The following is a 14645-nucleotide window of genomic DNA, read 5'->3' as shown; positions in this document are numbered from 1 at the left end:
TCTTTTGAAGCGGATTTATTGACTTGAATCATTACCTGTAGTTGTAGGGGGGGCGTGTCCTAATTTCGCTTTCTTTCAGTTGCAGCGGCGCACGCGCGTCACTGCTTGCGCGATCGTGCGAACACCTAGCTTTTCCTTCGCATTTTCGAGGTAGTAAGCCACTGTGTTGCGCGAGAGGCCGAGAATGCACCCAATCTCCCAGGCGCTTTTCCCCTGAGAAGCCCATACCAGGCATTCAGTCTCGCGTGGCGACAACCTTATTCCGTCGACACCATGTTTGTTTGCGAGCTTACGACGAACGTGAGCATGGAAATACATCGCCATAAGCTGAAGGACGCGCGCTTGAGATTCAATTTGCCTTTCAAAAGATACTCGTCTTTCGGCAGCGGCAAAGGTTAGTGCTGCTATAGGGCCATGCCCATCGTGAATTGGAACGGTAAAACCGATTCGGATTCCGAACTGTACGGCCTCATCGTAGAATTGTTGCTGTTTCTTCGAAATGGAAGGCTGGGGCAAATCAACCCCCCATCGAAAGGGCTCCGGGTTCTGAAGAGCCTCTCTGATGACGGGGTCGACGATCTGATAACGCTTCCGTAAATAATGTGCCGTCCATGCAAAGGGATAGGTGGAGATTAGACGTGGTTTCTCTTCTCCGGGCTTTGGCAACGCTAGATAAGCGAAGCATGAAAGATCCAAGTCGCTCGCTGTCTTCGCCATCGCGTTAGAGAAATCTTGATGGTCTTCTGCGGCTGATAGCATATCGATGAAGTTCTGAAATACGCGGTGCATTGGATCTCTCTCGACTTGCATCGAACAGCGAGCCGCGATGCTGAACTGAACGACACCTGATGGTTAAGACGACGAGGACGAGGAGTCGTCAGCTCATCGTTGGCCTCGCGAACTCAGCATAAATCAAGTAGTCGAAGCCTTGATGAGCGCCGCCTACATCTGTTTCGGATATTACAATCATGTAGTCCGCCAGCGTTCAAGAGCTCGACCGCACGGTGATCCGAGCGCTCCCCCGCCTCGGCGACGATTATCGGCCTGTCGAATAGTCAGATTTTGTATTTCGATTGGACGTGGCCGTCGGCATCGCCATGCTGCGCCCTATGGCCTAGTGCAAAGGCTTCCTTGCCCACCATCTGATATTGAACTGCTCCAGAGCTTAAGTTTCGATGATTCCACGCCTATCCGGCAGTCCCGATACTGCGCCGCTGTACGTTGCCTTCCTCAGGGAAGTGCGTCGGCGCGGCTTCGAGGGCGACTGCTCGACAGGATATGGCGACCGTCTTACGATTTCGACCGACAATTCCATCTACCAGCGCCTTCCGCAGGCGGTGATATATCCAAAGAATGTCGACGATATCGTGCGGATATCCGCGCTGGCTGCGGAGGACCGTTTCAGAGAGCTAAAGCTGACTCCTCGCGGCGGCGGTACCGGGACGAACGGGCAATCGCTGACCGACGGTGTGTCGGTCGATCTCTCCCGCCATATGAACGGGATCATCGAGATCGATGTCGAGCAACGTTGGGCGCGCGTGCAGGCGGGCGTGGTCAAGGACCAACTCAATGCGGCCCTCCGGCCCCACGGCCTCTTCTTCGCTCCGGAGTTATCGACATCCAACCGCGCGACGATCGGAGGCATGATAAGCACCGATGCAAGCGGGCAAGGCTCGTGCCTCTACGGGAAGACGCGCGATCACGTCCTAGAACTGACGTCCGTGCTGCTCGGGGGGCAAACGTGGCGGTCCGTGCCGCTGGCTGACGAAGAACTTGAGACGACAAAGCGGCGCGACGATCGGGTAGGGGCTGCGCATGCGCTGCTCGACAGCGTCCATCGCGACAACCGGGATCTCATCGAGGCACGCTTTCCCAAGCTGAACCGGTGCCTGACCGGTTACGACCTGGCGCACCTTCGCACGAAGGAAGGGCTGTTCGATCTCAACGCGATCTTGTGCGGCTCGGAGGGAACGCTCGGGTTCATCGCGGAAGCCAAGCTCAATCTGCTTCCGATCCCGCAATGCAGCGCGATCGTCAATGTGCGGTACGACACCTTCGACGCGGCCTTGCGGGACGCACGGACGCTCATGTCGCTCGATGCGGCTTCGATCGAGACCGTGGATTCGCTCGTCCTCGGTTTGGGGCGAGGAGACGTCGTCTGGAGCGAGGTTGGCCAGTTCTTCCCCGAAGACGGCGAAGGGCCGGCCCAGGGGATCAACCTTGTTGAGTTTCTAAGCGATCGCGAGGACGACCTCGAACGGCAACTCGCGCGGGTCGAGGCCGCACTCGGGCGGGACCAAAGAAAGCGCGGAAGCCGGGGGTACACCGTCGCGCGCGGCGAGAAGGACGTCAAACGCATCTGGAATATGCGCAAGCGCGCCGCGGGCCTTTTGGGCAACGTGCAGGGCGAAGAGCGGCCGATCCCATTCGTGGAAGACACCGCCGTTCCTCCGGAGAGCCTGGCCGACTACATCGGCGAGTTTCGTGGGCTGCTCAACCGGCGGGGGCTTTCGTACGGCATGTTCGGGCACGTCGACGCCGGCGTTCTGCACGTTCGGCCCGCGATAGACATGAAGGATCCGGAACAGGAGAAGCTGATCCGCGATATCTCCGACGAGGTCGCCGAATTGACCCTGAAATACGGTGGACTGCTGTGGGGCGAGCACGGCAAAGGTATCCGATCCGAATACGGTCCGCGCTTCTTCGGCCCGCTCTATCCCTTGCTCCAGCGTATCAAGGCCGTCTTCGATCCGCATGACCAATTGAATCCAGGCAAGATCGCCACTGTGTCCGGCGAGGCACTCCTGAAGATCGATGGCGTGCCGACCCGGGGGCAGAGCGATCGGCAGATTTCGCCCGAGACGCACAAGTCGTTCGAAGAAGCGATGCACTGCAACGGCAACGGGGCCTGCTTCAACTTCGACAAAGACGATGCGATGTGTCCATCGTGGAAGGCGACCCGCGACCGTCGCCACTCTCCGAAGGGACGTGCAACGCTCATCAGAGAATGGACGAGAGCGCTCTCGAAGCGGGGAATCGATATCGGGAACGTGGTCAAGGCGCAGAGAGCATCTTCCCCGTCGGCCTCGCTGCCGGCGCGCGCCTTGAATACCCTCGGAAAGGTCTTGGGTCTTCCCGACTTCTCCCATGAGGTCAAGGAAGCGATGGACGGGTGTCTCGCCTGCAAGTCCTGCGCGGGAGAGTGTCCAATCAAGGTGGATGTCCCGTCCTTCCGCGCGAAGTTCCTTGAACTTTATCACGGCCGCTACTTCCGGGCACCGAGAGACCACATACTCGCGTCGATCGAGACGAGGCTCCCGACGCTGGCGCGTGCCTCACCGCTCTACAACGTCTTTGTGTCGAGCGCCCTAGGCCAGTTTCTGCTGAAGCGCATTGGGCTCATAGGAGCGCCACGCCTCTCAGGAGTCGCACTCGAGAAGGAACTAACGCACCGGGGCGTCCAAACGGCCGATCCACAAGTCCTCCAGGGATTGACGATCGAACAGCGCGCCAAGAGCGTCGTTCTGGTGCAGGACGCCTTCACCAGCTACTTCGAGACAGAGATTGTGCTCGATGCAGTGGATCTGATCAAACGACTTGGGTTCACCCCCTGGGTCGCGCCGTTTCTGCCGAACGGCAAGCCGCTTCACGTGCACGGCTTCCTTTCGAAGTTCGAGCGAACCGCCGGTCGCAATGCGATCATGCTACGCAATCTTGCGTCCAGTGGCGTTGAACTCGTCGGCCTTGATCCCTCGATAACGTTGACCTACCGGTCGGAATACCGTCAGGCGCTCGGCGCCGACGCTCCGCAAGTCATGTTGCTTCAGGAATGGCTGGCGAAGCGCTTGCGTGGCACGACGGCGAACCCCTCGACGATCCGCCGCTACTGGTTGCTTCCGCATTGTACCGAGCGGACCAACGCCGCTTCTGCGACCGAGGATTGGAAGGCTGCATTCGCGGCGTGTGGCGCCGAGCTGACGGTCCTTCGCAGCGGATGCTGCGGCATGGCAGGGGCTTACGGCTACGCGACAGAAAATCGGATGACAGCCAAAACGATCTACCGTCAGAGCTGGCGGAACCACGTCCGAAATCGCGAGTTCAGGGGCAATCTGCTAGCGAGCGGCCATTCATGCCGTTGCCAGACGAAGATGGCAGACGAGATCGAGCTCCTGCATCCGGTGCGCGCTCTACTCGATATGGTGGTGTCTTCGCATGCCTAAATTCAGTTCCACTGGCACCGCTTGCCCTGCTGCCAACGGGCGGTCCTCCGGCAGGTCGCGAAGCGCTGAGACCGAGCGGCTCGATGCCACAGCTCCTCCGCAGGTTGATCTCGCGCGCACCAGCGTCGTTCTCTTTGCCCGTTTCGCCACCTTCGCGCTTATCTACTGCATACACCCTCTATTGCCGGAGTTGGTGGATCTTGGCTTCGACCGAGTGTGCTGAAGCGCTGCAAGGACAATCCGACTTGCACGGAATGCAGGTCACCGCTCACGAGACCGTTGCCCTATTACTGTCTGATAACAAGAGAGAAATGCCGATGCGTTCACACCCAGTAGAACATCTTCGCCCGGAATCCCTTTCGGCCGGAGGCCAATATTCGGCAGCTGTCCGGGCTGCAGGCTTCCTTTACGTATCCGGACAGACGCCGCGCGGAGATGATCGGAAGGTCATCGGCGAGACGATCGAGGAGCAGACCGAGGCGACGCTCGCCAGACTTGAACGGGTTCTTCAGTCCGCCGGGGTGGCAATGAGTGATCTCATCAAGGTCACGATTTATCTGGCGGATCTCAACGACTCAGCGCGCTTCAACGCGGTCTACGCCCGTCATTTCTCCAACAATCCGCCGGCGCGGACAACGATTGGCTGCGCGCTCAACGGCGTGCTAATCGCAATCGACGCAGTCGCCTACAACGCGTGAAATACTAGACCCCTGAGGATAACGAAGGAATCTGCCGTGACCAATGCAGCTGCACCGCTGTTCGACCTGTCGGAGTTGGATCTGCGGCGCAATGTCGTGCATGTCTGTGCCGGCGGCGAGACGCCGCCCCTTACGCGACATGCCCTGTCCTTTGCTGCCTATCTTCGGGACAAGGGCAACGGCATGCCAGGCCGGGTGTCTCAAAATGACGTGCTTGAACGTGTCAGGGCACGTCTCGGCAAGCTGTGGCACATCGACAGCGACGAAATTGGTGTTGTCAGCAATGTCGCCGAGGGCATTTCAATGGTGTTCGAGAGTATGGTCTGGCAAGACGGTGACAACGTCTGCTTTGATGCAAGCGAGTACCCATCCGTTGTCGCCCCTTTTGTATTGGCGGGCGCCAAGGTGCCCGAGATCCGTTTTGCTGACGGCACAGGTCCCGACCGCATCCTACAGAAGGTCAACAGCCGCACGCGCTTGATCGCGGTGAGCTATGTCTCCTATCTTAATGGCGAGCGTTTTGATCTCGTCAGGCTGCGCGCAAAGGCCGATGAGGTAGGCGCCATACTTATCGTCGATTACTCGCAGGCGGCGGGTTATCTGCCCATCGAGGCGTCTATCGCGGATTTCGCCTTTTCTGCCTGCTACAAATGGTTGTTGGGCGTCACCGGTTGCGCCGTTGCCTATTGGAACAGAAATCGGCAGCCTGGATGGCACCCTGCGACTGGCGGCTGGCACTCGCTGGCCAGCGGTTCGCGGCTGGACTACACTAACGGCCTAACGCTGCGCCAGGATGCGCTGCGCTTCTCGCGCGGAAATCCCTCGCATGCCTCGCTCTATGTGCTCGACGGCGCGCTAGCGTTTCTTGCCGGGTATGACGCGCATGCGATTCAGAACCATGTTCAGACCTTGACAGTCGATCTGCATGACCGGCTCTCGGCCGCAGGAATCGCTGCTTCCACGCCGCGCGATACCAATCGGCATGGGGCGAGCATTTGTATTGACGGCGACTTCGATCAAAGCGTTGTCGACAATCTGCATCGGCGTGGGGTCTACATCTGGGGCGGCAGAGGGCGTCTGCGCATCAGCTTCCACGGATTCAACCAGCGTGCTGAGTTGGACACCATCATGAGGGAACTGCTGGACGAGCTCGCCAAGACAGGTCAACAGTGACCGAAGTAATCGAGCTATGACCGAACCATCCCTGCGTCTTCTGCTTAGCTCGGAGACACACTCCTCGTAGACCATCGCAACACAGCTCGCTTGCATCTCTAAGCCAATGAGATTGAGAACGAAGCAGCGAGTACCAACCGTTTAACTGGGAACCGATGAGAATTGTCTATCAAAATCCGGGCGGATTCAAACATCGGGCGGACACCGTGATCTTTAACGGTGTCGCCTACGTGTCCGGTGCCGTGCCGTCCGACAACTCGTTGGACATCCGCGCCCAGACCGCCCAGGTGCTGACTGAGCTAGACGAGCGTCTCGCACGAGCCGGAACCGACAAGAGCAATCTGCTTTCGGCGACGATCTGGCTCACGGATGTGAACCACGACGTGGCCGCCTTCAACGAGATCTGGAACACCTGGGTGGTGTCGGGTCGAGAGCCGGCACGCGCCTGCATTCAAGCTGCGTTACAGTCCGGTGCACTTGTCGAAGTCGCCGTAATCGCCGCCGTCACGAGATAGAACGTTTGCCCACCATCCGACGCTCACTCTCATTGACAATCGCCTTATGCTCACCGACCGCTGAACTGACCAACGCACACCTGACATGGAATGCGCCACGGAGTATAGCCACATTCGCCTGCCGCCGCGATAAGCGCATCCGTGATCTTTTACCTCGTACGCTGCTCACGCACGTTGAGGGCCATCTCTACCGGCCAGACAAACAATCGGCGCCCTAATTCGCTGACTTGCGGAAGTACGCCAGTACAGCCATTCTCGCCCCCGCGCGGCGCGGCCGGAAAGAAGAGCAGGGGATCCGCGCAGCGCCAGGATAGAAGATGATGATCGGTGTCAGCCAGTTTGGGTCCAGGCTACGCTAGACGCTCACCGGGCGTTGGTTATTTGAACGGCGCTCGGTTGCTTGGCATGTCATTCCCTTTAACATCGCTGCCATCTAGTGCGAAATGATGCTCTCAAGGAATGCCTTGGCTCGCGTGCTCTCCGGCTTCTGAAAGAAGTCCGCGCCTGCCCGGTCCTCGACGATTCTGCCAGCATCCATGAACATAACGCGGTTTGAGACTCTCCTTGCAAAGGCCATCTCGTGCGTTACGACGACCATCGTCATGCCTTCCTTTGCCAGGCCGACCATTACATCGAGCACCTCGTTGATCATTTCGGGGTCGAGGGCCGATGTCGGCTCGTCGAAAAGCATGACTTCAGGATCCATCGCCAGAGATCGAGCGATCGCAACACGTTGTTGCTGGCCGCCGGAAAGACGCGACGGGAGGCGGTCGGCCGCTTCGGTTAGACCGACCCTGGCCAATAGGCTGCGGGCCCTGGTTTCCGCATCGGTCCGGGAGCGATGCAAAACAATCTGCTGACCCAAGCAAATGTTTTGCAGAGCGGTCAGATGCGGAAAGAGCTCGAACTGTTGAAACACCATGCCGACGCGTCGGCGCAGTGCTGGGAGATGCCTTTGCTTGCGAGCAGATAGCTCGACCTCAAGCACTGAAATCTTGCCGCTCTGGAATTCCTCCAGCCCATTCAGGCATCTGATCAGCGTACTTTTTCCGGATCCGGAAGGTCCGCAAACGACGACGACTTCGCCTTTCTGGACGGAGAACGTGCACTCCTTGAGTACCTGTGTGGAACCATACCACTTATTGACGGAGACTGCATGGATCATAAGGCAAGTCCTTTCTTGAGGCGCTCGACCAACGCAGCCCCGCTCGTGCAAATTACCAGGAAGGCCATGGCACTGATCCCATACATCTCGACGATGCGTCCATCCCGCTGCGCGATAGAGTCCGCCGTCGTCAAGAACTCCCTCAGCCCCAGGACGTAAACGAGAGATGTGTCCTGAAACAAAATGATCGACTGGGTGAGGATGGTCGGAACGACGTTGCGGAGCGCCTGCGGCAGAACCACGCGCCGCCACGCTTCAAGTGGCGTCATTCCGACCGAAAGCGCAGCGCTAAATTGATTGCGGCCTACGGAGTTGATACCCGCCCGGATGATTTCGGCAAAGTAGGCTGCCTCGAAAACCGTAAATGCGATGAAGGCCGAGTAGACGGCACCCACCGGGTGACCCGTCAAGACGGGCACCAGAATGTAGAACCAAAAAAGGATAAGGACGAGCGGGAGACTCCGGAACAGATTGATGTAGGCTTTCGCGACCATGCTCACGATGCGTTTTTCACTGAGCCGCATGAGGGCCAAAACGAGCCCGATCGTGAGTCCGCCGGTGACGGCCGTGGCGGTCAATGCAAAATTCAGCGCTAAGCCCGACAGTAACAGTAAAAGGAGACTCGATGACATAGCTACAAAGTCACCCTGTAGTTTCGTTCGATCATCGACATTGCGGCAATGACCAGCGTGGTTAGCGCGACATAGGTAAGGGTCGCGGCGGTGAAAGACTCGATGCCCTGAAACGTATACTCTTCGATGCGGTGCGCTTGCGCGGTCAGTTCAAACACGCCGATGGTCAGGGCAACAGACGAAGTTTTTACAATGCTAATTGCTTCATTAGTGAGTGTCGGCATCTGCAAGCGGTACACGATCGGCAATAGAACGTGGAAGAATGCCTCACTGCGGCTCATGCCGATCGAAAGGGCAGCGTTCATTTGCCTCGTGCCGATCGCAAGCAATGCAGAGCGCACCTGTTCGGCGATACGGGCAGACGTATAGAATCCGAGACACACCATCGCAGTCCAGATCTGCGGCTGCGGCAGGTCGCGCTTCAGCCAATCGCCTGCCGCCTGGGGAAGAACCTCGGGAAGGACATAGAACCAGAGGAACATTTGCAGGAGCAGCGGGATATTCCGAAAGATGCTGACGTAGAACGCCGCGACCTTACGCCACAAAGCAGAAGGCGATTGCCGAAGAATCCCAACAAAGGACCCCAGCGTGAACGCAGCGATCCAGGCGCAAATCGAAATCAGGAGCGTTTGGATGAATCCGGAGAGTAGCCACCAAAGATATGGCTGCTCAACCAGGATGCTCCATTTCCAATTGTAATGCATCGCTTAGTCTGGCAACGCGCCGAGTTCGAATGCGGCCATTAGTAAGGGTGACAGCGGTACGCGGATCGGATCGAACCACTTGTGATAGATCTTTACGGCTTCGCCAGAGCGAAAAAGGCGTGCGAGCGCTTGGTTGCCAAGGAGACGGAACGCGGCGTCATTGCGGCGAACCATGATTCCGTAGGGGTCGAACGAGAGAAGCCGGCCGGTGACCTTGAATTTCTTCGGGTCGTCCGCCTTGGCGGCAAAGCCGTAGAGGATAACATCATCCGAAATGAATGCATCGGCACGTCCGGTCTCGAGAGCGAGCCAGCCCTGAGATTGGTCCTTTGAGGACGAAAGGGTGAGGTTGAGATTCAGCTCCTTGTTCAGTTTTTCTGCTACCCTTTCATTGATGGAGCCGGCCGCGGTGACGATCCGCTTTCCCTTCAGGTCTTCGATCTCGTTGATGCCTGAGTCAGCGCGAACGGCAATTCTCGATCCCGTCACAAACGTGGTAGACAGAAAATCGACCTGCTTTCCGCGAGCCAGTGTGTTGGTCGTGGAGCCGCACTCGAGATCGATTGTGCCGTTCGCGATGAGCGGGACGCGCGTCTGACCGTTGACCGGCACGAACTCCACGGCGAGGTTCGGAAGGTTGAGCTCGCGCTTGATGTTATCGACAATTTGAAGACACAGATCGATTGAATAGCCTTCCGGCTTGCCAGAATTGTCCGGCTGCGAGAACGGCACGGAAGATTCCCGATACCCGATCGTGATCTTTTGCGAGCCTTTGATCTTGTCGATTGTTGGCGATGCTTCTTCGGCGAAGGCAGATGAGCCGCCCACTATCCCAGCCAGTAAAAGTGCAGTGCACAGCATCCGACGCATTGACCTTCCCCTTTATTGATGACGTATACCGTACGTATATTTATTATTGAGTGTCAAGGCGTGGTCTTCAAGACGCGTTTCGCGCGGTGATGGCGGGGCGACGTGCACGCTGCGACATCTCATTCCTAGTCATGCTGAGCCAGCAAAAATGGGTCGTGGTGATCCATGCATGCGGATGGATGAAAGGCGGTCGGGCAATCTGCGTGCGCAGCTACGAGCATTCACGTGACGAATGACTTCATAGCGAAGAAGAATTTGCAAACAGGCGCTCGTCGGCTTCATGTTGGGCGGGAGTCGACGGGATTGTGATGAATTCAGCCAATATCACCGAGAAGCGGGGGCTCGACGACGCTCCGTCAGAGCAACGCCAGTCCTTTATCCCGAAGGCATCTTATGAACGCATTGACGCTGCGGATACATGCCACGCATTCAAAGAGCGAGTAGACATGAAGAGGTTTGGCAATCTTATCGCCGGAAAGTCAGTCCCGGCCGCATCCGGAAAATGGCTCCAGAGCTTGGATCCTTATCGCAATGAGAATTGGTGCGAAATCCCGGACAGCGACGAGACTGACGTAAATGCCGCGGTAGAAGCCGCGCGATCGGCATTCGTGGCGCGCTCCTGGGCGGGCCTTACGGCCACCGCGCGGGGCGCCCTGCTGCGCAAGCTCGGTGACTTGATTTCGGAGCATGCTGAGCACTTGGCCGAGCTCGAAGTGCGCGACAACGGCAAGCTCCTCAATGAAATGCTGGCGCAGCTTCGCTACATTCCGCAGTGGTTCTACTATTACGGTGGCTTGGCGGATAAAGTCGAAGGAAGCGTCCTTCCAATCGACAAGCCCGACCATTTCGTCTTCACGTCGTGGGAGCCACTCGGTGTCATCGCGGCAGTCACTGCCTGGAACTCGCCGCTGCTGCTCCTGACCTGGAAGCTCGCCCCAGGCCTTGCCGCCGGAAACACTTTCGTCGTTAAGCCCTCCGAGCATGCAAGCGCTTCAACCCTTGCCTTTGCCGAGCTCTTTGAGAAAGCGGGCTTCCCGGCCGGAGTAGTCAACGTGGTGTGCGGGTTAGGTCAGTCTGTTGGCGTGCCGCTGGTTTCTCATCCTGGCGTTGCGAAGATAGCATTCACCGGTTCGGATGCCGTCGGTAGGGCGATTAACCGCACCGCGGCAGATGGCCTGAAGCACGTTACGCTCGAATTGGGCGGAAAGTCACCAAACATCGTGTTCGCTGATGCCGATCTCGATGCCGCTGCGGGCGGCGTTGCTTCCGGCATCTTTGCTGCCGCGGGCCAGACTTGCATCGCTGGGTCGCGGCTGCTTTTGCAGCGATCGATTTATGAAGCGTTTCTCGACAAGGTCTTCCATCTGGCCGGATCGATTAAGATTGGTGACCCGCTTGACCCAGAGACCCAGATGGGGCCGCTTGCCAATCCGCCGCACTACAAGAAGGTGTTGAGCTGCATCGCCGATGCCAAAAAGGAAGGTGCAGTCCTTGCGTTCGGCGGTAAGCCCCACGCGCATCCGATCGGCGGTCTGTTCGTCCAGCCGACGATCTTTCGGGACGTCGATAACCGGTCTCAGCTGGCTCAACGCGAGATCTTCGGACCGGTCCTAGCAGTGATCCCGTTCGACGACGAAGACGAGGCGCTGAAGTTGGCGAACAACAGCAACTTCGGCCTCGGCGCCGGTGTCTGGACCAAGGATATGGCGCGGGTCTTCCGCTTCTCCAAAGGTCTTCAGTCAGGAACGGTGTGGGTCAATACGTACCGTTCTCTCGCATATATGGCGCCGTTTGGCGGCGTGAAGAACAGTGGGCTCGGCCGAGAGAGTGGACAGGAGATGATCAAGTCCTATATGCAGAATAAGACAGTGTGGATCAACAACTCCACGGCACCACCCACCAATCCGTTCATCATGCGCCTGGGCTAAGTTTTGGTTGCCGGGATCGGCGTCCAATCTCGGGCTGACTTCGCCGGAGCAATTGGCCCTGCTTCTTGTCAGTCGGCGCCCGAAGCCGACCCATGAATGCACGAGCGCGCCTTAGAGGACCGATGAAGCGACCGCGGGACGGCGTTTCCGTCAACGACGCGCTCCTGCATTGATGCGCGCTTCGGGACGGAGTCCGTATAAGGCGCCTGAATAATGCAATTCGGTATATCCATTGGATTTGCTCAAAACCGGAAGCCCATTGTCCCCGATGGAAAATAAACATTTGTAGCGACGGGGAACGAAATGCAGGCAGGTTCGGCAACTACACTAAACGTCAATGCTGGAGCGCGCCTTGATCGCCTCCCGATCTGCTCCTTCCATTGGCGTATTCTGGCTCTCATCGGCGCGGGAATGTTTCTCGATGCCTTCGACATCTATCTCGCCGGCGGCGTGCTCGGCGCCATAATGAAAGAGGGCTGGTCGACGCTCCAGCTCAACGCGGCCTTCGTGTCTGCGACTTTCATCGGCATGACTATGGGCGCATGGTTTTCCGGAATTCTAGGTGATCGCTACGGTCGACGCTTCACCTATCAAGTCAATCTCGCCATCTTCGGTTTGGCGTCGATAGCTGCGGCGCTGGCGCCGAGCATGACGGTGCTGATCGCCTGCCGATTCGTGATCGGAATCGGCCTCGGTGCCGAAATCGTGGTCGGTTACGCGACTCTGACCGAATTCGTGCCCGCCTCGTCGCGAGGTCGCTGGATTGGGTTGCTCGCAGTCGTCACCAACTTCTCGCTCTTCGTCTCCTCCATGGTAGGCCTGTGGGTCATCCCCAATTTCGGCTGGCGATACATGTTCGCCATCGTTGGGGTTTTGGCGATGGTCGTCTGGGTGATGCGCAAGTCGATGCCCGAATCCCCGCGCTGGCTCGCCGCCCACGGTCGGGAGAAGGAAGCCGAGCAGATACTTCAGAGAATCGAGGCCGAGGCCGCGAAAAAGGGGCCGCTGCCGCCGGTCCAGGTCTCCACCCGCGAAGAGCAACCGGCCGGGTCGGTTTGGAAACTGTTTCAGCCGCCGTATCTTGGGCGCACCTTGCTCGGCTCGCTTCTGCACATCGTCGTAGGATTCAGCCTGTATGGCTTCATCGGTTGGCTGCCGACCTTCCTCATCAAGGACGGCCACAGCATGGTGTCCTCGCTCGGATTCACCACCCTGATGTCGCTTGGAGGACCCGTCGGCTCGCTGATCGGACTGGCCCTGGCGGACATGGTGGGCCGGAAGGCGTCCATCGTCGGATCGTCGACGGCCGCGGCCGCCTTCGGCATTGCCTATCCGTTCATGCCTGACGGCGCCCCTCTCGTCGTTGTTGGTTTCTGCCTCGTCTCGGCCATCTACGTCATGTTGGCGACGGGCTTCGCTATGCATGTGCCGGAGCTTTTTCCGACCCGCTATCGTCTCCGCGGCACGGCGATCTGCGCAACCGCCGGGCGCATCACGACGGCGCTCGTGCAATTCGCCGTCGTTGCGATCTTCGCTTGGCAAGGACTGCTCGGGGTGCTCGGAACTCTTGCGGGCATTCTTGTATTCCAGGCTCTCGTCTTTCTCATCTTCGGCTTCGAGACGAAGGGACGCGCGTTGGAGGACGTCGCGGAAACTTCCGAAGGCCAGCCCTCGGCGACTGCAACGGGCTCGGTCGCCGAAGCCGGCACCTAGTGCCTACTTCGACGCAGCGCAGACCTGCTGGATGTGCGAACGAAGCCAGCGGTTTGCGTTGCTCTGATCGTAGCGCCGATGCCAGTACATCATCCAGGAGAACGGCTCGGATTTGAAGGGGACGTCGAACATCTGCAGATCTTCGTCCATCAGAGACGCGGCGAGTTGTCCGGGCATTACCGCCAAGAGATTGGTTTGCTTGAGTACATGAGGAACGACCAACCAGTGCGGGACATTCAGCACGATCTTTCGTTGATGCCCAAGCTCGCCGAGGACGTCGTCGACGAATCGCAGGTCCGTCGGGCTCATGGAGACCTTCATATGCTCCTGCGCGATGAAGTCGTCGAATGCGATGGTCTTCTTGCGCGTGATCGGATGCGACTTTCGCATGATGCAAACCATGCGGTCGCGAAGCAGCTTGTGAGAACGGATGGCGTTCGAATGATCCAGACCCATGCTGATGGCAAGATCGATCTCATCGCGCTCCAAGGCGTCGATTGTCTGCGCCGGCGGCAAGTGCAGCACGTTGAAACCGATTCCCGGCGAGCTGCGTGCTTGGGCGACGATCTGCGGCAACAGCATGCAGGCCAGAATATCGGACATGCGGATGGTGAACGTTTGTCGGGCAGTAGCGGGGTCGAATCCGCTGTCGCTCTCCAGGACGCGTTCGACCTGGCGCAGCAGTTGACGGATGGGATCGATGAGCTCGAGAGCGCGCGGGGTCGGCTTCATGCCGGTCGCGGTTCGCACGAGAAGCTCGTCGGAGAACATTCCTCGGAGACGGCTCAGCGCGTTGCTCATGGCGGGCTGGCTAAGCCCGACCTTGTCCGACGCTTTGGTGACGTGTCGCTCGGAAAGAAGCGCGTCGAGCGCAACCAAAAGGTTCAAATCGATCGATCGAAGATTCATATTTCCTCGAATCCATTATTGATCTCGTCAATTATTGATAAGACGAATAACTCAAGAAAACAAATCCATTTTTCAAATGACCGGCTCAGGCCTACGAATAGTCCGTCAAGCGCAACCT

General features: G+C 58.3%; 12 protein-coding genes. 6 read left to right on the top strand and 6 right to left on the bottom strand.

Annotation, left to right across the window (positions count from 1 at the left end; all coding sequences use genetic code 11):
- Positions 1–75: 75 nt before the first annotated feature.
- Positions 76–789, bottom strand: coding sequence for a helix-turn-helix transcriptional regulator (locus tag ABIG06_RS02915; protein ID WP_370134100.1), 714 nt, complete (start codon positions 787–789; stop codon positions 76–78).
- Between the two features lie 386 nt (positions 790–1175).
- Between ABIG06_RS02915 and ydiJ the strand changes: the two genes are divergently transcribed.
- The 4 genes from ydiJ (at position 1176) to ABIG06_RS02895 (ending at position 6606) form a co-directional block, all read left to right on the top strand.
- Positions 1176–4220 carry a D-2-hydroxyglutarate dehydrogenase YdiJ gene (gene ydiJ, locus ABIG06_RS02910; protein ID WP_370134097.1) on the top strand — a complete coding sequence of 1015 codons (3045 nt, stop codon included), beginning with the start codon at positions 1176–1178 and terminating at the stop codon, positions 4218–4220.
- A 200-nt stretch (positions 4221–4420) separates the two neighbouring features.
- Positions 4421–4918: a RidA family protein gene (locus ABIG06_RS02905; RefSeq protein WP_370134095.1), complete on the top strand. Its 498-nt coding sequence runs from the start codon at positions 4421–4423 to the stop codon at positions 4916–4918.
- Positions 4919–4954: 36 nt separating this feature from the next.
- A complete protein-coding gene (locus ABIG06_RS02900; protein WP_370134093.1) occupies positions 4955–6091 on the top strand; it encodes an aminotransferase class V-fold PLP-dependent enzyme in 1137 nt (378 codons plus the stop codon).
- Between the two features lie 155 nt (positions 6092–6246).
- The gene (locus ABIG06_RS02895) at positions 6247–6606 is read left to right on the top strand and encodes a RidA family protein (RefSeq protein WP_370134090.1); all 360 of its coding nucleotides are present in this window, start codon (positions 6247–6249) and stop codon (positions 6604–6606) included.
- 433 nt (positions 6607–7039) lie between these two features.
- Here ABIG06_RS02895 and ABIG06_RS02890 read toward each other — a convergent pair whose 3' ends face one another.
- From ABIG06_RS02890 to ABIG06_RS02875, 4 genes are read right to left on the bottom strand one after another with little or no spacing between them, the layout of a single operon-like run.
- Entirely contained in the window at positions 7040–7771 is a 732-nt protein-coding gene (locus ABIG06_RS02890) for an amino acid ABC transporter ATP-binding protein (protein ID WP_370134088.1), read from the bottom strand.
- Positions 7768–8403: an amino acid ABC transporter permease gene (locus ABIG06_RS02885; RefSeq protein WP_370134085.1), complete on the bottom strand. Its 636-nt coding sequence runs from the start codon at positions 8401–8403 to the stop codon at positions 7768–7770. Before ABIG06_RS02885 ends, ABIG06_RS02890 begins: the two co-directional genes overlap by 4 nt.
- Positions 8404–8405: 2 nt before the next feature.
- Positions 8406–9107 (bottom strand): amino acid ABC transporter permease, encoded by a 702-nt coding sequence (locus tag ABIG06_RS02880; RefSeq protein ID WP_370134082.1) that lies wholly within the window; start codon positions 9105–9107, stop codon positions 8406–8408.
- 3 nt (positions 9108–9110) lie between these two features.
- The gene (locus tag ABIG06_RS02875; protein WP_130368858.1) at positions 9111–9977 is read right to left on the bottom strand and encodes an amino acid ABC transporter substrate-binding protein; all 867 of its coding nucleotides are present in this window, start codon (positions 9975–9977) and stop codon (positions 9111–9113) included.
- A gap of 446 nt (positions 9978–10423) precedes the next feature.
- On the opposite strand from ABIG06_RS02875, the gene ABIG06_RS02870 reads away from it, so the two are divergent.
- Together ABIG06_RS02870 and ABIG06_RS02865 are read left to right on the top strand one after the other, a co-directional pair.
- Positions 10424–11905, top strand: a complete 1482-nt coding sequence (locus ABIG06_RS02870) for an aldehyde dehydrogenase (protein ID WP_370140772.1) — start codon at positions 10424–10426, stop codon at positions 11903–11905.
- Between the two features lie 411 nt (positions 11906–12316).
- The gene (locus ABIG06_RS02865; protein WP_370134080.1) at positions 12317–13618 is read left to right on the top strand and encodes an MFS transporter; all 1302 of its coding nucleotides are present in this window, start codon (positions 12317–12319) and stop codon (positions 13616–13618) included.
- Positions 13619–13621: 3 nt separating this feature from the next.
- On the opposite strand, the gene ABIG06_RS02860 is transcribed toward ABIG06_RS02865, so the two are convergent.
- A complete protein-coding gene (locus ABIG06_RS02860; protein ID WP_370134078.1) occupies positions 13622–14497 on the bottom strand; it encodes a LysR family transcriptional regulator in 876 nt (291 codons plus the stop codon).
- Positions 14498–14645: the final 148 nt, after the last annotated feature.

The organism is Bradyrhizobium sp. USDA 326 (genome assembly GCF_049739485.1).
Lineage (GTDB): Bacteria > Pseudomonadota > Alphaproteobacteria > Rhizobiales > Xanthobacteraceae > Bradyrhizobium.
The sequence above is the reverse complement of the archived record's forward strand: the minus strand, read 5'-3'. Positions and strand labels throughout refer to the sequence as shown.